General features: G+C 56.8%; 14 protein-coding genes and 1 tRNA gene. 4 read left to right on the top strand and 11 right to left on the bottom strand.

What is annotated here, in order from left to right:
* Positions 1-25 precede the first annotated feature (25 nt).
* From IE156_RS11555 to IE156_RS11540, 4 genes are all read right to left on the bottom strand, one after another.
* Positions 26-1,009 (bottom strand): FecR family protein, encoded by a 984-nt coding sequence (locus tag IE156_RS11555; protein ID WP_189392675.1) that lies wholly within the window; start codon positions 1,007-1,009, stop codon positions 26-28.
* A gap of 43 nt (positions 1,010-1,052) precedes the next feature.
* Positions 1,053-1,571, bottom strand: coding sequence for an RNA polymerase sigma factor (locus IE156_RS11550; protein ID WP_189392674.1), 519 nt, complete (start codon positions 1,569-1,571; stop codon positions 1,053-1,055).
* A 124-nt stretch (positions 1,572-1,695) separates the two neighbouring features.
* Positions 1,696-3,678, bottom strand: a complete 1,983-nt coding sequence (locus IE156_RS11545) for a ligand-gated channel protein (protein ID WP_189392673.1) — start codon at positions 3,676-3,678, stop codon at positions 1,696-1,698.
* Positions 3,679-3,914: 236 nt separating this feature from the next.
* Positions 3,915-6,173: a FepA family TonB-dependent siderophore receptor gene (locus tag IE156_RS11540; protein ID WP_189392672.1), complete on the bottom strand. Its 2,259-nt coding sequence runs from the start codon at positions 6,171-6,173 to the stop codon at positions 3,915-3,917.
* Positions 6,174-6,532: 359 nt separating this feature from the next.
* On the opposite strand from IE156_RS11540, the gene IE156_RS11535 reads away from it, so the two are divergent.
* The 4 genes from IE156_RS11535 to IE156_RS11520 all read left to right on the top strand — a co-directional run bounded on the left by IE156_RS11535 (position 6,533) and on the right by IE156_RS11520 (position 9,611).
* On the top strand, positions 6,533-7,507 hold the full coding sequence (locus tag IE156_RS11535) for a Bug family tripartite tricarboxylate transporter substrate binding protein (protein ID WP_229841249.1): 975 nt from the start codon (positions 6,533-6,535) through the stop codon (positions 7,505-7,507).
* Between the two features lie 10 nt (positions 7,508-7,517).
* Positions 7,518-8,129, top strand: a complete 612-nt coding sequence (locus IE156_RS11530; RefSeq protein ID WP_189392671.1) for a glutathione S-transferase family protein — start codon at positions 7,518-7,520, stop codon at positions 8,127-8,129.
* A 30-nt stretch (positions 8,130-8,159) separates the two neighbouring features.
* Positions 8,160-8,942, top strand: a complete 783-nt coding sequence (locus IE156_RS11525; RefSeq protein ID WP_189392670.1) for an aldolase — start codon at positions 8,160-8,162, stop codon at positions 8,940-8,942.
* 66 nt (positions 8,943-9,008) lie between these two features.
* Positions 9,009-9,611, top strand: a complete 603-nt coding sequence (locus IE156_RS11520; protein WP_189392669.1) for a helix-turn-helix domain-containing protein — start codon at positions 9,009-9,011, stop codon at positions 9,609-9,611.
* 44 nt (positions 9,612-9,655) lie between these two features.
* Here IE156_RS11520 and IE156_RS11515 read toward each other — a convergent pair.
* The 7 genes from IE156_RS11515 to fdnG form a co-directional block, all read right to left on the bottom strand.
* Positions 9,656-9,751: transfer RNA gene (locus tag IE156_RS11515), tRNA-Sec, on the bottom strand.
* A gap of 85 nt (positions 9,752-9,836) precedes the next feature.
* On the bottom strand, positions 9,837-11,756 hold the full coding sequence (gene selB / locus IE156_RS11510; protein WP_189392668.1) for a selenocysteine-specific translation elongation factor: 1,920 nt from the start codon (positions 11,754-11,756) through the stop codon (positions 9,837-9,839).
* Positions 11,753-13,171: an L-seryl-tRNA(Sec) selenium transferase gene (gene selA, locus IE156_RS11505; RefSeq protein WP_189392932.1), complete on the bottom strand. Its 1,419-nt coding sequence runs from the start codon at positions 13,169-13,171 to the stop codon at positions 11,753-11,755. Before selA ends, selB begins: the two co-directional genes overlap by 4 nt.
* Before the next feature lie 85 nt (positions 13,172-13,256).
* Complete coding sequence (fdhE, locus tag IE156_RS11500) at positions 13,257-14,183, bottom strand: formate dehydrogenase accessory protein FdhE (RefSeq protein ID WP_189392667.1); 927 nt, start codon at positions 14,181-14,183, stop codon at positions 13,257-13,259.
* A gap of 77 nt (positions 14,184-14,260) precedes the next feature.
* Complete coding sequence (locus IE156_RS11495; RefSeq protein ID WP_189392666.1) at positions 14,261-14,914, bottom strand: formate dehydrogenase subunit gamma; 654 nt, start codon at positions 14,912-14,914, stop codon at positions 14,261-14,263.
* Positions 14,907-15,824 carry a formate dehydrogenase subunit beta gene (gene fdxH / locus IE156_RS11490; protein ID WP_189392665.1) on the bottom strand — a complete coding sequence of 306 codons (918 nt, stop codon included), beginning with the start codon at positions 15,822-15,824 and terminating at the stop codon, positions 14,907-14,909. Before fdxH ends, IE156_RS11495 begins: the two co-directional genes overlap by 8 nt.
* Before the next feature lie 3 nt (positions 15,825-15,827).
* Complete coding sequence (gene fdnG, locus IE156_RS11485; RefSeq protein WP_189392664.1) at positions 15,828-18,902, bottom strand: formate dehydrogenase-N subunit alpha; 3,075 nt, start codon at positions 18,900-18,902, stop codon at positions 15,828-15,830.
* Positions 18,903-19,085: the final 183 nt, after the last annotated feature.

The following is a 19,085-nucleotide window of genomic DNA, read 5'->3' as shown; positions in this document are numbered from 1 at the left end:
GGTAGGGCTAGGGCGTTGGGGCTGGCTATTTAGGCAGAATCAGTGCTTCGCCATTGACTTGATGTTCGACTCGCACAGCCGCAATGCGGGGCAGAGTGTCTAGAAAGTCTTGCGTGCGGGCAATAGGAACTGTGCCGCCAATGCGGATGGCACCTAAGCTCGCTTGGCTCAAGGTGATGGGCTTGGTCCTGTAGCGGTTGATCTGGGCGATAGCTTGATCCAGACGAACGTTCTTGTAGATCAAGGTGCCCTGCTCCCAGGACAGAGCACTTTGAACATCGGCAGTTTGTGCTTTCAACTCCGTTATTTGCGGACTCAAGGAAATTTGTTGATCTGCATGTAGATCAACTTGCTGACGCCACCACCAGGCTCCTTGACGAACCCGCACCGAGCCAGACTGCACGGTGACTTGAGTTTGTTCGGGCAAATACAGCACATCAAAGCGCGTGCCGGTTACCCGTACCTGCGTGTCTCCGGCCTGCACATCAAAGGGCTGAGCACGATCAGATTGCACTTCGAAGAGTGCTTGGCCACGCAGTAGAGCAATCTCGCGGCGGTGGGCGAAATAGCGGACTTGCAGACGGGTATCTGTGTTCAGGGTAATGACGCTCTGGTCAGGCAAGGTGACACGACGAATTTCACCAACAGCGCTGCTGTAGTTGGCTTCGTGCCAGGCTTGTTCCGGGTTGAACTCGAACTGAGTCAGCGCGACTGTGATGCAGACTACTGCCCCCAGGGCCAGACCACCGCTCCAGCCTAAGCCCTGTCTACGAGGGGGCGTTTGGGGATCTTTCGCTAAGGCTCTGAGGCGCTCAGCAGGTACCAGGGCCGTTGCATTCCACACCCCTTTCATCAGCTCGTATTCATGGCGATGGGCAGCGTTTTGCAGCCAGTCTTGCAAGGCTTGCTGCTCTTGATCGGATAGCGGGCGCAAGCTGGATTTGCTCAGCCAGAAAGCCGCTGCAGCGCGTGGGTCGTCGGGCACAGTGTGGTCAGGGCTCAGGTGCATGTAAACACCGTGGTCGATATCAAGAAACAGGAGGGGGCAGGCATTACTCATCCCCTCGATAGGCGTGTAGTTGTTCGCTTACATGTTGCAGGGCCCGCATGATATAGCGCTCGACCGAGTTCAAGGACACACCGAGTCGTTCGGCTATCTCGCGCTGACTATATCCTTCCAGCCGATGCCAGACATAGGCTTGGCGGCATTTTAAAGGTAATTGGGCTAGTGCCGCTTCCAAGGCCCGGCTAAGTTGCAGGGTGCGTGCGTTTGATTGCGAGTCATCCAGAAAAGGATGCTCGTCCTGGGCAAGATCGCTCAGGGATAGGCTGGCATGGGCTCGCTGGGCACGGGCTTGGGCATACAACTTGTGTTGGGCACTGCGGTAGAAGTAAGCCGCCGGGTCTTGTACGGCGCTATTGTCGCGGCTTAGCAGAGCCAGGGCAGCATCATGCAGTGCATCTTCGGCATCGTGGGAACTAGACTGGCGTTGGGACCAGCTTTTGAACAAATCACGGTAGCGGGCCAACCAGGTTGGCTCGGGCCGGGAGGGGCGGCGTGGTGGGCTCATACAGCGTGCCGTGTGCTCAAACAGAGTGGCAAAGCCTTGCTCCCGAGGTTGGGGGAACGCAGGCGGGAGTCGTTAGTGTCAGAGCGCACCTGGACTCCCGCTGTAGAGCACGGAGGCAATAGACTTAGAAACGCAAGCCTACGCCCAGCCAGTAGCGACGGCCGTCTTCCACATAGCTGTAGTCTTCGTAGCGGATTTGTTTATCCATAATGTTGTAGATGCCGGCGTACAGGTCTACGTTCTTGTTCAGCTTGTACGTACCGCCCAGATCCACAAAGGTGTAGGAGGGGGCTTTGGTCGTTGAAGAGGATGCGGACGTGACGGGTTCGCTTTCTTTGCCACGGAAGTTCACCCGTGCCCATGTGCTGATCTTCTCGGTAGGACGCCAATCCAGGCTGACATTAGCCATGTGCTTGGGCATCTGGTTCAGAGGCTGACCTTCGTTGGGACCGCTCTTTTGCTTGGAGTCGGTATAGGTGTAGTTAGCTTTCACGGTCCAGTCTTGAGCCAGATCCCAGCTGAAGTTGGTCTCGACCCCACGAGTGACCGCTTTGTCTACGTTTTCGTAGGTTGTCGGGTTGGAGCCGAACTGGTTAGGGCCGTCAGTACATTTGCTGAGCGGGCACGCAATACGAGTGATTTTGTCTTTAAAGTCGTTGTTGAACAGGGTGACACCGGCTGAAAAACCTTCCAGCGTGTCATACATCACTCCAAACTCCTGGGAGAGGGACTTTTCGGGCTTCAGATCGGGGTTGCCGTACATATTGCCGCCCCGGCTGACTTGGCCCCAGCCCGCGACAGTCTGACGCAAATCGGGGGCGCGGAAACCGGTAGAAACACCACCTTTGATGGTCCAGTTATCGTTGGCAGTCCACACCCCATACACACGGGGACTGAAGTGTTTGCTATAGTTTTCGTCGTGGTCGTAACGTACACCGCCGGTCAAGGCAAAGCTGTTGGTCAGACTCCATTCATCTTCCAGGAACAAGGCCCATTGGGTGCGCTTGACGCGGTTGATGCCAGTGGTGAGCTGGTTACCGGTTTGGTCGTTCAGCTTCTGGTGTTGGTAGGAAGAGCCGATGGTCAGCAAGTGATCGCCTAGCGGTGCTACCCACGCAGTACGTGCATCGGTATTTTTGATGCGCATATCACGCGACTTGTTGTTGAAGTCTTCCTGCTGCACGTAGGTATCGGAAGTCGCAAAGCCCCAGTTGCCACTGTGAGTCAAAGAAACTTTTTCGCCACGGTAATCCGTTTCAGAGCTGTCTGGGCAGCCAGAGCGGTCGCAGGGTACGCCAGGGGCAATGGGCTCAACCGTTTTACCCAATGTGGAGTTGTATTTCTGACGCTTGGAGCTGCCTTCGAGTACAAAACTGTGGTTTTCGGTTGGAGTCAGGCTCAGTTTTGCGCCGACTTCAAATGATTCGCGCTTGCGATAGCCGTCGTAGATATCGTCTTCTTTGCGGTTGGTCTGCTGGCCATACACTTGCAGTCCCAGGACGCCTTCTTTGATGGGGCCACCCAGCATGAAGTTACCCTGGAAAATATCACCAGAGCGGCTATGTGCTTGCAAGGTGCTGTCCAGACGAATGGAGCCGCCCCATTCTTTGGGAACTTTGCGGGTAATGATGTTGATCACACCGCCCATGGCATCGGAGCCATACAGCGAGGACATAGGGCCGCGCACCACTTCAATACGCTCAATTTCAGACAGGGGAGGCGTCCAGCCGCCTTCAACCCCGGAGGAGTCCGAGTTGGTGCGGGTTTCGGCCGAGCTTTGACGTTTGCCGTCGATCAGGATCAGCGTGTATTTGGAGCTCATGCCACGAATCGTGATGTCGCGACGATCACCGCCGCCGGTCACAATAACGCCGGGCACATCTTGCAGGGCGTCGTAGGCATCGCGATAGAACTTGTTTTCTAACTCTTCGCGGGTAATGACAGTAATCGAAGCAGGAGCTTCTTTGATGTCTTGCTCAAAGCCGGAAGCGGTAACAACCACAGGGCTGAGTTGAACGGGTGTGCTTTGTTGAGCAACTGCACCGCTGGCAGCAAAAACGCCTGCCAGAACGAGCGGCAAGCGCTTTACGGTAAATAGAGATTTCATTGACGACTTCCAATTTGTGTCTGTTTTTAGCGTGTGCTGCGGTTGCGTTGCTCTTTACAGCAGTGTTTTCCTTACAGCGAAAATAATGATACCTATTCTCATTATCGATTCAACCCTGACGGCGCGTATCTTGAATAACAATGAGACTAATTCTTATATTGGTTGCAAAAAGGAGACGTTAAGCCTCAAAACGCCTCCAGACTTCGTTAAGAAGTCTGGAGTAGGGTAGGAGCAGTTTAGAAGCTGGCAGTCAGCGTTGCGTAGTACTGGCGACCTGGCTCGTTATAGGTGTTGGCACCTTGGCCGCTACCCGAGTCCTCGCGGTACAGGCGTTTGTCGAACAGGTTGTTCACGCCCAGGCGGACGTTGGTGGACTTGGTGACCTGGTAAGCGCCGCTCAGACCGAAGATGGCATACGAACCACGCTCACGCAGGCCTTCGCCTTTCACTTCCGAGTTATTGGACAGGTTGTGCGAACGTGGCTTTTGCTTGCCATACAGCGTAGCGGTAGCCAGCATGGACAGCTTGTCGTTTACGCGCCAATCCAGCGTGCTGTTCAGTGTGTAGCGTGGAATGACGGTCAGAGGCTGATTCGTTTCCTTGGACTTGTTGGTGATCATGTAAGTCAGGTTGTTGCTCAGACTCAAGGTGTCACCGTTCTCGCCCAGGATTGGGATGGTCAGGTTACCTTCCAGGCCGCGAATCACGGCTTTGCCGGAGTTCACCCACTGGAATGGACGAACCAGCGAGCCACCAATATTGATAGCGCTAGGAATAGTCTGGTCACCCATATCGGCCACAATCTTGTTGCTGTAGTCGTTCTGGAAGTAAGTCATGCCGGCAGCCCAGCCTGCATTGTCGTAGGCCAGACCAATTTCCTTGTTGATGCTGCGCTCGGGCGCCAGATCATCATTACCAAAGATGTAGCAAGGACCGCTGACGCGTTGACCGGTGACGGGATCGTACGGGCAACCATTGCCGCGTGTTTGATACAGGTAGTTGGGGTTGGACTGATACAGGTTAGGTGCCTTGAAGGCGCGTGCAATACCGCCCTTCAAAGTGATGTTTTCGGTGATGAAGTAGGAGGCGTTCAGGCTGGGGCTCCAGTTGTCACCGAATTTGCTGTGGTGGTCAAAACGCACGCCGGGTGTGATGGTCAAGGCTTCGGTCAACTCGATATTGCCTTCCACATACGCAGCCGTGGTTTTTGCTTTGCTCTTGGAGTCTGTGTTTTCGTTGATGGTTTGGCCAGAGCGAGTGGCGTAATCATCATCCAGGCTTTGGTCGCGATGCTCGAAGCCCACAGTCATCAGAACGTGTTTGTTGGCAATCTGGAAGGGCGTGTTGTATTCACCCGAGATGTTCAGCGAACGCAGTTCGGATACAGAGCCTGCACCGGGGTTGGAGATGCTACCTTCGCCCGCGCCAGCCATCCCTTCATTCAGGCGGGAGTTGGTGGTGCCCTCGTAGGCAAAGGTCAGGCGGGAGCGGCGTCCTTGGCCGTAGTCACCATAGTGGCTGAGCGAACCGGCGCGGCGGTACATGATATTGGTTTCAGCGCCGTCATCGGCCAGCGAGGCAATGGTGGCATTAGCGTTGGAGAACAGGCGTTCACCGGCAAAAATATTGCCCTGGCGGCTAAATGAGCCTTCCAGCTCCAAGCGGTGATCTCGGTTGATGTCCAAGCGCACCAGGCCGTTGATGTCCTTGTTGCGTACACCTTCGCGACCTGCGGGAGGGACGTTGGTGTCGCTGACATCAATGCCGGAGGACTTTGCGTTTAGCGCAGGTTTGTCGGCATCGGTCTTGGCGATATTGCCGTAGACGCGGAAGGACAGTTTGTCGGCGATAGGGCCAGACAGATTAAAACCGGTGCGGCGTGTAGAACCGTAGTTGCTGTCTTCAGGAATCAAGCCGTAGGCCGTCACTGATCCGGAGAAAGTGTCGGTCGGGGCTTTAGTAATGATGTTCACGACACCACCGGCAGCACCCGAGCCGTAACGGGAGGCGGCGGGGCCACGCAGCACTTCAATACGCTCAATGGCGTTGACCGGCACCCAGTTACTGTCACCGCGCGAGTTGCGTTCGCCATCACGCCCCATACGGACGGAGTCGCGCGAGCTGACGGGTTTGCCGTCAATCAGGATCAGGGTGTTTTCTGGGCCCATGCCGCGCAAGTCGATCTGGCGGCTATTACCGTAGGAGCCTGATGGGCTGTTACCCGTCAAGTTCACACCCGGCATGGTGCGAATCAGTTCGGAGAGGTCGTTGGCCGGAGGGCGTTTTTCAATATCTTCGGCGGTGATGGTGGACACGCCGGGAGCCTGTTTGATGGCTTCCTCTGCCGACGGCAAGACACGAATTTCTTCCAGCGAGGTGACCCCACCACGAACGCTGGAAGTTTGTGCGTGAGCACTGAAGCTGGCTGCCAAAGCCGTGGCGAGCAGGCCCAATGCAAATATTGGGCGGCGAGCCGGAGGCGCCAATAAAGTCATAATCACTTTCCTGTAAACGATAAACAAAATGAGAATTGTTCGCGATACGGATTGTGTTTATAAATGTGACGGCTGTCGAGAAAGCTGACGGATGTGTGGTGTCTAAAACACGGATAGACATGAGGGGAATTGGGGAGGGCGTTAGACAAATTTTGTTCTATAGGAAAATAGCTTGTCTTTTTTGTTTAGATTTCACACACGGAAAATCGCGTGAATAGCGCCAATGCTTCTTCAAGGTAATAAATCCAACGTTCTGATTAATTCATGGAGGACATAATTTCCACTAATTGACACGATGGGTCTTTTTAATAAGAATGTGTCTTGAACAATTCAAATTTAAAAAGTTCAGGAGACATCCAATGAAAAAGACAGGTGTGTTGCAACTGGCCGGGTGGGCGGCCTTGATGATGATGATGACGGGGGCGGCGCAAGCAACAACGTTCCCCGCTCAGCCGGTGCGCTTGATTGTGCCTTTCGGGGCGGGGGGCATCACAGACCTGGTGGCACGCCAGCTTGCTCAACAGTTGGGTAAGGAGTTGGAGCAAACCGTGATTGTCGAAAACAAAGCGGGTGCGGGAGGCATGATCGCGGCCCAGGCTGCACAAAATGCCAAAGCGGACGGCTACACCGTTTTCATGGGGACAGTAGGCACTCAGGTGGTCAATCCTCTGATTCTCTCCAAGATCAGCTACGACCCGCAGGCCTTCGTGCCTATTGGCATGGTGACGGGCTCCCCTTATGTGCTGGCGGTGCGTTCAGATCTGGGTGCGCAGAGTTATGCCCAACTGGTGAACCTCGCTCGTCAGGAGCCGGGACGTCTTAATTTTGGCTCAGCAGGGATAGGCAGTGCGCCTCATTTAGGGGTCGAGCTTTTCAAGCTGATTGAGCAGGTTGATGTGCGACATATTCCCTTCAAAAGTGGTGGGGAAGCGGTCAGCGCCGTTGTCGGTCGACATGCTGACATGGTCATGGATGCGATTCCAGTGATCATGCCGCAGGTGCGGGCGGGTAAGCTCCATGCCCTGGTTCTGGCGGATAGTCAGCGCTCCTTTGCTGCCCCTGAAGTACCTTCCAGCGCGGAGCTGGGTTCGCCTGAACTTCGCATCAGCTCCTGGAACGTCTTGTTGGCCCCGCCCGGGACCCCGCAGGAAGTCGTTGTTGTGCTGGGGGAGGCATTGCAAAAGACATTAGCTAAGCCAGAGTTCAAAACTCAGCTGGAACAACAAGGCAGTCAGGTCTACACAGGTACCCAGGACGAGTATCAAAACTTCATCGCGGCTGAGCGCAGCAAGTGGCAGCGTATTGTTCAGACCGCAGAAATTAGCCTTGAGTGAAACACAGACAATGACCCATCCCGCTCTGGAACTTATCGACACGATCTACACCGGCAATGGTTGGAAGGTACGGCTGCTGTGCGGGTACCTGGGGGTAACGCTACAGCGACGCAGCCTGTCTATCGTAGAGGGTGACCTGGACACCGAAGCGTTCCGGCGCATCAATCCCTGGGGACAGGTGCCGGTGCTGCGAACGCGAGAAGGGCCCTGGCTGGCAGAATCCGCCGCCATTCTGTGGTATCTGGCGCGGGGTACGGATTTTCTGCCGACAGCCGCGCTTGCGCAGGCTCAAGTGCTGCAGTGGCTGTTTTTCGAGCAGACTCAACACATGGTCAACCTTGCACAGCCCAGGCTGTGGGTGGAACTGCGCGGGACGATGAAGCGTGATGATCCTGCGGTGCTGGCGTGGCGCGAACTGGGTGATAAGGCCCTGGCCTGCATGGAGGCACACCTACAGTTACAGCACTATTTCGTAGGTGACAGGCCCAGCATCGCTGATGTCGCCTTGTTCCCCTATACCTGCATGGCGGAGCAGGGGGGGTACGACCTTCAACCTTATCCGTCGCTGCGTCGTTGGCTGGAACGTATGCAGGCCCTGGAAGGCTATGTCCCGTTGTTGTAAGCAGGATATTAATTTATCAAAGGAGTTGATATGAGTGACACCATGAGCTTGCCTAAGTCTGTGCTGATTGAGCAGGCGCAGAGCCAGATGCAGGCCCTTTTCGAAATCCCCGAACGGAGTGTTCCCGAGAAGCTGGCGCTGACTTGCCGTATTCTTTTTGATGGTGGCCATGACTCCGGTCTGGCTGGGCAGATCACCGCACGGGGTGAGCAGGATGGCACTTATTTTACGCAGCAGCTGGGACTGGGTTTTGATGAGATCACGTCGACCAATATTTTGCTGGTAGACGAGGATCTGACTGTGCTGGATGGGTATGGGATGCCCAATCCGGCAAACCGCTTTCACTCCTGGGTGTATCGCGCCCGGCCTGACGTTAACTGCATCATTCATACGCACCCCCTGCATGTTGCTGCTCTGTCCATGCTGGAGGTGCCCCTGAACGTGTCACATATGGACAACTGCCCTTTATATGACGACTGTGCATTTCTAAAGGATTGGCCAGGGGTGCCTGTCGGTAATGAAGAGGGGCAAATCATCGCTCAGGCCTTGGGTGACAAGCGTGCCATTCTCTTGTCGCATCACGGGATGTTGGTGGCGGCGGCCTCGGTCGAGGAAGCGTGTGTCTTGGCTTTACAGTTTGAGCGCACAGCACGCATGCAACTGTTGGCGATGTCGGCGGGGCAGATCAAGCCTATTGCGCCGGAATTGGGTCGGGAGGCACATGATTGGATCTTGAGGCCGCGCCGTTCACAGATTGGCTTTGAATACTATGCTCGAAAAGCACTGAAACGCCATACGGATGTTTTTGAGTAGAATAAGGGGCCATTTTTTATATGTGTTCCGAGGCCCGCCTCGGACGCTACACCTCTTGTTTTACCCATGATCCATCTTCCCTTTCGCCTGCGTGCCCTACGTCGCCAACATGGCTTGTCGTTGGAGCAATTGGCCCAACGTACCGGTTTGACCAAAAGCTATCTGTCCAAGCTGGAGCGGGCAGTCAGTGCGCCGTCCATTTCTACCGTGGTCAAGCTGGCCCAGGCTTATGGCATGGGTGTGTCGCAATTGATTGGCGAGGCAGATCTGGATCAAGACGAAAGTGTGTGCGTGGTGCGTCGCCACGAGCGCATGCCTTTACCCAGTGTGGCGGGCCACAGTGCGTACCGTTACGAGAGCATGGCAGGACGCCGGCGCTTTCGTTTGATGGACCCGTTTGTGATTTATCCCCCGCATGACAAGCAGCAGCCCGCACCGACTTTTCCGCATGGGGGCGAGGAGTTCTTGTTTGTGATCCAGGGGCAGGTGCAAGTGACGATCGCGGAGCACAGCATTAGCCTGGAGGCGGGTGACTCGGTGTATTTCGATTCGGAACTGCCGCATAGCGTGCTCAGCTTGGGTGAGCAGCAGGCTCAGGTGTTGGCGGTGACATGTTCCGATCAAGGGCCGACAGCAGGGCGGCGCGCGGTGTCAGACAAGCAGGCTTAGCTAAGAGCTAGGAGTCAAGACAGGTCTATGGCGGTGCAGGTAATTGGCGGAAAGCAGCAGGAGTCGAACCTACCTGGGAACGTCTGACGCCCCCAACCGGGTTTGAAGCCCGGCCGTGCCACCGGGCACGGATGCTTTCCATCGAGGCCCTATCATACGTTAGGGCCGATTACGCTTCAACGATCAGGGCGCTGCCAGCTTGGTGCTTGTTCAACGCTTTTTTACTTAATCCGCTGTGGCCCAGGTTTCTCCACGCAATACATGGCGATCTCGCACCCGTCTTGTGTAGCCCATGCGGTCAAAAAACTCCAGAATCTGAATGGCGCGTTTGCGGCCCAGCCCTGTGGCATCACGAAACTGTGCGGCGCTCACGCCTTGGCCGGTATGCAGTTCGCGGATGATATTGGCCAAAATCGCAATCTGGCGACGGTGATAGAACAGATCATGCACGATTTGAAATAGCTCCCCCTGCCGTACCAGGCGACGTAATACCGCGCGGGTTTGGTCCTCGGGGTGCTCGGTTTCTTTGGCCAGATCGCGCGTCCAGGGTGGGTCAAAACGGCCGGCTTCGATCATGGGGCGCAAACTGCTTGCCAGAGCCTCATCCTCTGGGCTGAGGGTGACGCGGTGTCCGGGTGTATGCAGCCAGGCTCCCTGACGTGCCAGACGTTGTTCTGCCAGCAGATGCTCGGTCAACAACTGCCAGATGGCGTCGGACATGGTGGGCGCGGCCATGCGCCGCAAGCGGCTGATGGACAGGCCGGGCTCATCTGAATTGCGCTCGTGAAACTGAAGCATCACGCTTTCTATGTGCTGGCATAGTGCTTCCAGACGAGCATCGCTAAGTAAAATAGCCTGACTTTGTGGGCGTGATCCGGTGTGCCAACGGGCCTTAGCAGGAGCTGTTAAACGATGCTGTGCGCCGCCAGACAGGCGCAGCAGTGTTTCCTCGTCCAATCCATAGGGGGCATGGGCCAGCAGGTTTTCCAGTGGGCCACCGCGTGTCCATTGTGCCAAGGCATTCAGCCAGGCCAAGCGTGTGGTGGAGCGGCGTTTGCGATCCGGCGCATTGGGGTCCAGCACGATGCCACCGCCCACGGTTTCGCTGGCTTGGGCATTGCGCAAGATAAAACGCTCGCCTGTCATGGCGCAAATGGGGTGATCAAAGACCAACTGCACTTTGCCAGTCTGGCCGGGCTGTAAGAACTCACCATCCAAAGGTACGGCATGCGCCGTTAGATGTGCGGCACCCATGTGTACATGCCAGGGCGACCAAGTGCGCAAGGCGGGTATGTCTTTGTCCAGCAAGCTGAGTTCTACGTCGATACGCGTGGACGGAATGAAGCAGCGGGCATCGGCTAGCCAGTCCCCACGTTCAATATTCTGCACATCGATCCCGCCCGGGTTCAGCGCACAGCGTTGGCCAGCCAGTGCTTGGCGCGATGCCTGATTCTGGGCGTGGATACTGCGCACCCTTACTGGTGTACCGCGAGGCATCAAACGTAAATCGATAGCCGCCGCGTCCAGATCCAGAATGCCATCGTGCACGGTACCGGTGACGACAGTGCCATGGCCTTGCAGCGTGAAAACACGGTCAATGGCCAAGCGGAAATAGCCTTGGCCATCCTGCTTGGCGGATTGCATAGCCTGTGCGTGCAAATGCTGGCGCAATGTTTCCAGGCCGGGTTTGTCGTCGGACAATGCATCGACCACAAAGACAGTGGCATCTTGTAAGAAGGTTCCTTGGACAAGAGCCTGTAGCTCGGCTTTGACGGAGTCAATGCGTGCCGCATCGGCGCGATCAGCCTTGCTCAAGACAATCGCACCTGCCTGCAAACCTAGTAATTGCAGCACGGCCAGATGTTCGCGGGTCTGCGGCATGACGCCGTCATCCACAGCGACAATCAACAGGCCAAAATCGATACCGGTCGCGCCTGCCACCATGGTGTGAACCAGGCGTTCGTGGCCCGGCACATCGATAAAACCCAGAATCTGCCCGTCGGGCAAAGGCGTGTAGGCATAACCCAGCTGGATAGAAATACCGCGCTTCTTTTCTTCTTCCAGACGGTCAGTATCTACGCCGGTCAAGGCGCGGATTAAGGTGGTTTTGCCGTGGTCGATATGGCCTGCGGTACCAACAATCATGCTTGCTCGGGAGTCAGTTGCGCGCTGAAATCAGCTTCGAATGCTTCTTCCAGACAGCGCAGGTCTAGCCAAAAGGCATCTTGCGCAATGCGCCCAATAACGGGTTGGGGCAAAGTGCGCAGGCGTTTTTCCAGCTGAGTCAGATGGCGACCCGGCCGGCCGGTGCCTGTATAGGCAAAGCGCAGGCCAAAGCTGGGTAGCACGTCTTCAGGCAATGCGCCGCTGCCAATCTGGCTAAGCATGGCGGTGGGCTCGACCGTAAATAAGGTACCTACCCATTTCTGCAGTATCGGGGCCAGACGTAGGGCCTGGGCGCGCATTTCAGTCGAAGGGCGGGTCAGCAGGCGCAGAGTGGTCAGGTGTTCGGGTAGGCGTTCGGGAGATCGGTACAAAGCCAATACGGGTTCCAGAGCAGCCAGGGTGATTTTGCCGACGCGCAGGGCGCGTTTTAGCGGGTTTTTTTTGATCTTGGCAATCAGGTCGGCGCGGCCCACGATCAGGCCTGCCTGGGGGCCACCGAGCAGCTTGTCGCCGCTGAACGTCACGATATCGGCCCCGGCTTCGATGGTCTCGCGCACGGTGGGTTCAGGCGGCAGACCCCATTGGCTCAGGTCTACGAGTGTGCCACTGCCCAGATCCACGCTGGTGGGGATGCCATGTTTTTTGGCGATCTGTGCGACTTCTTCTACCGACACGCTTTTGGTGAAGCCTTTGACGGCGTAGTTGCTGCAATGCACTTTCATCAACATGGCGGTGTGCTCGTTGATGGCATTTTCGTAGTCAGCAGCGTGGGTGCGGTTGGTGGTGCCCACTTCGTGCAAACGGGCACCAGCGCGTTTCATGATGTCGGGGATGCGAAAGGCACCGCCTATTTCCACCAATTCGCCGCGCGACACCACGGTTTCGCGCCGGGGGCTCAGGGTGCTGAGCATCAGCAGCACAGCAGCAGCGTTATTGTTGACCACCGTGGCGGCTTCAGCCCCGGTCAGTTCGCAGAGCAAGGGGTTGATCAGGTCATCGCGGTCGCCTCGACCTCCGGTTTCCAGATCAAACTCCAGATTCGCAGGTGAGCGCATGGCTTGAACGACAGCCTGTATCGCCTCGTCGGGCAGCAGCGCACGGCCCAGATTGGTGTGCAGCACGGTGCCGGTCAGATTAAAAACAGGGCGTAGCTGCAGTCGGGACTCGGCAGTGAGCTGAGCCTGTAGTGTCTTGGCCAACTGAGCAGGCTCTAGATCTTGAGGGCTCAATGTTCCGTTCAAAACGGCTTGCCGTAGCGTTTGCAGATGAGCGCGGGTGCTTTGACTGACGCGTGTGTGGCCGAACTGACTCAGCAAGGGCTCAAAGTCCGGCGAGCGCAGCAGGCGGTCCAGGGAAGGGATATGGGCGGGGGAGAGATCAGGAGTTGGGCTCATCATTCAAAGGCAGGCATTTGAGTCTATGGGCGGGGTCCATCAGCTACGCCTTGCGCATCAGCACAAGGCGTAGGGGAATCTTAGCTTAAGACTGATGCCAAAGAAGCGGATTGCCGCTGGCGCGGGAATACCCTTCTTCACCCATCAAAACATCCAGAGCCAGACTAGCCAGATCGTCGGCTACCGGGTCCAGGCCTAACTGCTTTTCCTGATAGAAGATTTTGCGGTAGGTATGGCACTTGTCGCAGGACTCGGCCTTGATGCCTTCCGGGCCATCTTCAATGGCGTGGTAAGCCACGCTTTTGGTGTCTTCGCAGTGCGAGCAGGTGACGCGCACCAGATGCCATTCCACGCTGCAGCGCGGGCAGCACATATAACGACAGCCATCTTCACGGCCACCGACACGTACCACGCTGGCCACAGGCAAGCTGCCGCAGGATGGGCAAACGCCAAAAGGGCTGATAACAGACAGTTGCTCCTCGGTCAGCGAGCAGGCCAGGTGTGTCCAGTACACCTGCAAGGCGGCCATGACAAAGGGGGCAGCAGCACCATCTTGTTCGGGCAGTTGCTCGGCCAGAAGCGCGTCAGCCAGATCTTCCAGCTTCTGCGGTGTGGACTGTGCTTTGTTCAGCAAGTCTTGGCAGACTTGTTGAGCGGCGCCAGGTACGCCAGGGGTGTTGATCATGTGATTGAGCAGGCTGCCCAATATGCTGAGCCACTGTGGATCACGTTTCCAGCCCGATGCCAGCAAGGGCGGCATGCCGTGGGTTTGGGCGGTAGCCAGCACCTCTGCCGGTAACGCTGCCGCAGGCAGGGCGCTCAGTTGTTTGTGCTGTCCGTCGACCAGATGAGCCAGCAAGAGCAGGTATGCGCCCGCTGGATTATCGGTGGCCAATTGGCGCAGACGCGCCGCCCGGTCAGCAAAGACGCTGGCTCGCACTGGCAGGCGCAGTCGGGGGATGGAGGTGTGGTCCAGACTTTCGATTTCGCCGCGCGGAAGGATGCGTTGCAAGACAGACTCCTGAAAACAAGGCTGCCATGCCCTAGATGGCGCATGGCAGCCGGGTTGCTTATGAACCAGATACAAGCTTACTCAGCTGGACGGCTGGGGTTCTTTTCCATTTCTTCACGGAACCAGGCACGGTGGTGTTTCCAGGCCCAGGCACGGGTAACCGTCCCCTGGGTCATGGCTTTGACCGAACCCTTTACCCAAATACCGGCATAGATATGCACGATAATCGCGCAAATCATCAGCAGGGCAAAGATGGCGTGCAACACCGAGGCCAGACGTATGCCCCAGATTGGGAAGAAGGCGGAAAAGTATTCGCGCCACATCACCAAACCTGTTGCCAGCAGCCCCAGCATGAACAGCACCAAGGCAAAGAACAGGATCTTTTGCCCGGCGTTGTAGCGGCCTACCTCGGGAATGCGCTCGTCTTTGGCATCAAGCACATCCTTGAAGTGGCGCAGCCAGGCCGCGTCACCCTTGACGAACATATTGTGCCGCATCATACGGGCCGCAAACAGGAAAAAACACACAAACATCACCACGCCAATAAATGGGTGAAGAATGCGTGTCCACGGGCCGCCGCCAAGCAGATTACTCAGCCAGTACATTGAGGGATGAAACAGCGCCAGCCCGGACAAGGCCAGCAGCACAAAGCTCATGGCAATGATCCAGTGATTAATGCGCTGACTGGTGGTGTAGCGCTGAATCAAGCCCTTGCGGTTGCGATCAGTCATGGTGAGCCTCCTGGATCTTGCGTGCTTCCTCGTCGGCGCGGCGCTCGTCTTCCTCGTCAGTCTCGTTAGGACCAGTTCGGATGTAGTGGAAGAAACCAATCAGGGCGGTCAGTGCCATGGCAGCGACACCCAAAGGTTTGGCCACTCCCTTCCAGAGCGAGACCATGGGGCTGATCTGCGGGTCTTTGGGCAAGTCGCTGTACAGCTCGGGCTTGTCGGCGTGGTGCAGCACGTACATAACGTGGGTGCCGCCCACTCCAGCCGGGTCGTACAGACCTGCATTTTCAAAGCCGCGCGATTTCAGGTCTTCGATACGTTCGGAGGCGTGATGCTGCATATCCTCTTTGGTACCGAACACAATCGCGCCGGTAGGACAGGTTTTGACACAGGCCGGTTCCTGTCCGACCGCCACACGGTCCGAACACAAGGTGCACTTATAGGCTTTCTTGTCCTTTTCCGAGATGCGGGGCACATCGAAAGGACAGCCGGTAACGCAGTAGCCGCAGCCAATGCAGTTTTCCTCGTGGAAATCCACAATGCCGTTGGTGTACTGCACAATGGCGCCCGGCGAGGGACAGGCTTTCAGACAGCCTGGGTCCTCGCAGTGCATACAGCCGTCTTTGCGGATCAGCCATTCCAGATCGCCGACGGGGTTTTCATACTCCGCAAAGCGCATGATGGTCCAAGACTTGTCGGTCAGGTCCGCCGGGTTGTCATACACCCCGACGTTGTGGCCGACTTCGTCACGCGTATCGTTCCATTCCATGCAGGCGACTTGGCAAGCCTTACAGCCAATGCACTTACTGGTGTCGATCAGCTTGGCCACTTCCCCGCCCGCGGGCTCGCGCACGCTGGGCATGGGGGTGGTGGTTGCGGAGCGCCGTTTGATATCAAGGGATTGCAAGGCCATGGCTTACTCCTTAACCTTTTCAAGTTGAACCAGGAAGGACTTGGTTTCCGGCGTCTGCGAGTTACCGTCACCAACCGGTGGCGTTAGTGCATTGATCAGGAAACCCGGTCGGGCCAGACCCACAAAGCCCCAGTGCAAGGGGATGCCCACATGGTGGACTGTCTTACCGTCCACATTCAGAGCCTTGATGCGCTTGGTCACCACCGCGACGGCCTTGATGTAGCCACGGTTGGAGGACACCTTGACGCGGTCGCCTTGCACAACGCCTACTTCCTTGGCCAGTTCCTCGCCAATTTCCACAAACTGTTCCGGCTGGATAATTGCATTCAGCTTGACGTGCTTGGTCCAGTAGTGGAAGTGCTCGGTCAGGCGGTAGGTGGTGCCCACATAGGGGAACTTGTCTACCGTACCCATGGAAGCCAGATCGTCCTTGAAGACACGGGCTGCCGGATTGCTGACGGCACGTGGTTCATCGGGGCTGAGCGGGTTATAGCTCAGTGGACTTTCAAAAGGCTCGTAATGCTCGGGGAAGGGACCTTCTGCCATGCCTTTGCGGGCAAAGAAGCGGGCTACCCCTTCAGGGTTCATGATGAACGGGCCCATGCCATCAGCCGGATTTTCGTCGGCCTTGTAGTCAGGGATATCCGCACCACCCCAGCGCTTGCCGTCCCAATGAACCAGACTGCGGCGTGGGTCAAAGGGCTTGCCGTTTACATCACAGGATGCGCGGTTGTAGAGCACACGTCGGTTCGCTGGCCAGGCCCAGGCCCAGTTCAGCGTCTGGCCGATTCCGGTTGGATCGCTATTGTCGCGGCGAGCCATCAGGTTGCCTTGCTGCGTCCAGGCCCCGGCATAAATCCAGCAACCGCTGAGCGTGCTGCCGTCGTCGCGCAATTCGGCAAAGCCGTCCAACTGCTCACCGGCTTTACGCGTGACCTTGCTGGGGTCTTTGGGATCATGCAGATCCACCAAGGCCCGTCCGGAGTATTCCTTGGCCAGTTCAGCGGCGGTTGGATCATCCGGATTGGAGTAAGGCCAGGACAGGTTCAGGATCGGGTCAGGGAAAGCACCGCCTTCGGTCTGATACAGCGAGCGCATACGCGTGAACAGCGTACTCATGATTTCAATGTCGCTCTTGGCCTCGCCCGGTGGGTTGGCGGCCTTCCAGTGCCATTGCAACCAGCGGCCCGAGTTCACCAGTGCGCCTTCTTCCTCGGCGAAACAGGTGGTGGGCAGACGGAAGACTTCGGTCTGGATGGAAGCGGAATCGACATCATTGTGCTCGCCATAGTTACGCCAGAATTCCGACGTTTCCGTGACCAGCGGGTCCATGATGACCATGTACTTGAGCTTGGAGAAACCACGCAGCAGCTTGGCCTTGTACGGCGCCGCTGCCAAGGGGTTAAAGCCCTGACAGATATAGCCCGTCATCTTGCCCTGATCCATCAGCTCGAACACTTGCAGCATGTCGTAGAGCTTGTCCAGCTTGGGCAGGTAATCAAAGGCCCAGTTGTTGTCGGCTTGGGCTGCATCTCCAAACCAGGCCTTCATCAGGCTGACGTGGAACTTCTTGTAGTTGCGCCAGTAACTGAGCTGGTTGGGGCGTAGCGGCTGTTGGGCACGCGCGCCGATGTAGCCGTCAAAATCTTTCTCGGCCTGGTTAGGCAAAGTCAGATATCCGGGGAGCAGGTTGGACATCAAACCCAGGTCCGTCAGGCCCTGAATGTTGGAGTGTCCGCGCAGGGCGTTCATGCCGCCGCCGGCAATACCAATATTGCCCAGCAGCAACTGCACCATGGCACCGGTACGGATGATCTGCGAACCAATACTGTGTTGCGTCCAGCCCAGTGCATACAGAATGGTACCGGCGCGATCGGGCGATGCCGTCGAGGCCAGCATTTCACAGACTTTCAGGAATTTGTCTTTGGGCGTGCCACAGACGCGTTCCACCATCTCGGGCGTGTAGCGCTCGTAGTGCTTGCGCAGCAGTTGATAGACGGAGCGGGGGTGTTGCAGGGTGGGGTCGGTTTTGACGAAACCGTCCTCTCCCAGCTCGTAGTCCCAGGAGGACTTGTCGTAGCTGCGTTTTTCTTCGTTGTAGCCCGAATACAGCCCCTGCACGAAGTCAAAGTCTTCGCGCACGATATAGGGCATATCGGTGTAGTTGCGCACGTATTCGTGCTGGATCTTGTCGTTATCCAGCAGGTATTTGATGACGCCACCCAGGAAGGTGATGTCACTACCAGTACGTATAGGCGCATAAAAGTCCGCTACGGATGCCGAACGCGTAAAGCGTGGATCCACAACGATCAGTTTTGCATTGTTGTGTGCTTTGGCCTCGGTCACCCATTTGAACCCACAGGGGTGCGCCTCGGCTGCGTTGCCGCCCATAATCAGCACAATATCCGCGTTCTTGATGTCGACCCAATGGTTCGTCATCGCTCCACGGCCAAACGTCGGGGCAAGACCTGCCACCGTCGGGCCGTGTCAGACACGTGCTTGGTTATCGAACGCCAGAACGCCCATACTGCGGACGACTTTATGGGTGATATAGCCCACTTCGTTGCTGCTTGCCGAAGCAGCCAGCATGCCGGTGGTCAGCCAACGGTTGACCACGGTGCCGTCTTCAGCCGTAGCCTGGAAGTTGGCGTCGCGGTCTTCTTTCATCAGCTTGGCAATGCGCGAGAAGGCGTCATCCCAAGAAATTCGTTCCCACTTGTCCGAGCCAGCGGCGCGGTATTCGGGGTATTTGAGGCGGTTGGGGCTCTTGATGAAATCCACCAAGCCAGCGCCCTTCGGACAGAGTGTGCCGCGATTGACCGGGTGGTCGGCATCGCCTTCGATGTGAACCACGCTGGGTTCGGCATTCATGGCACCGTCACCACGGGAGTACAGCAGTACCCCACAGGCTACAGAACAGTAAGGACAGGTATTTCGCGTCTCTGTCATGCGGGTCAGCTTGTACTGCCTGACTTCCGCCATGGCGGGGGTGGGCGCAGCGCCCAGCAAAACCATGCTGGAACTAGCCAGCGAGGCCCCCGTCACTTTGAAGAACTGACGCCGATTCATGTTCACCATGCGGCTCTCCAATATGGATGTGTTTTCGTGTTTGAAATCGTCAGGGGGCTGCCTTGTGAGCGTTGCCCCTGTTTTATAGTTGAACAGTATAAGCGTTGAACTTATGGCTAACTGCCCGAAGGGCGTGTCATATTGATCAAGGACAATCTTGATTCTATTGAGATTTTCACGCCGGAGCCGCAA

Origin of the sequence: Alcaligenes pakistanensis, assembly GCF_014652815.1 — a bacterium.
GTDB classification, from domain to species: domain Bacteria; phylum Pseudomonadota; class Gammaproteobacteria; order Burkholderiales; family Burkholderiaceae_B; genus Alcaligenes; species Alcaligenes pakistanensis.
Note: the sequence above shows the minus strand (reverse complement) of the source record. Positions and strands in the feature narration are given on the sequence as shown.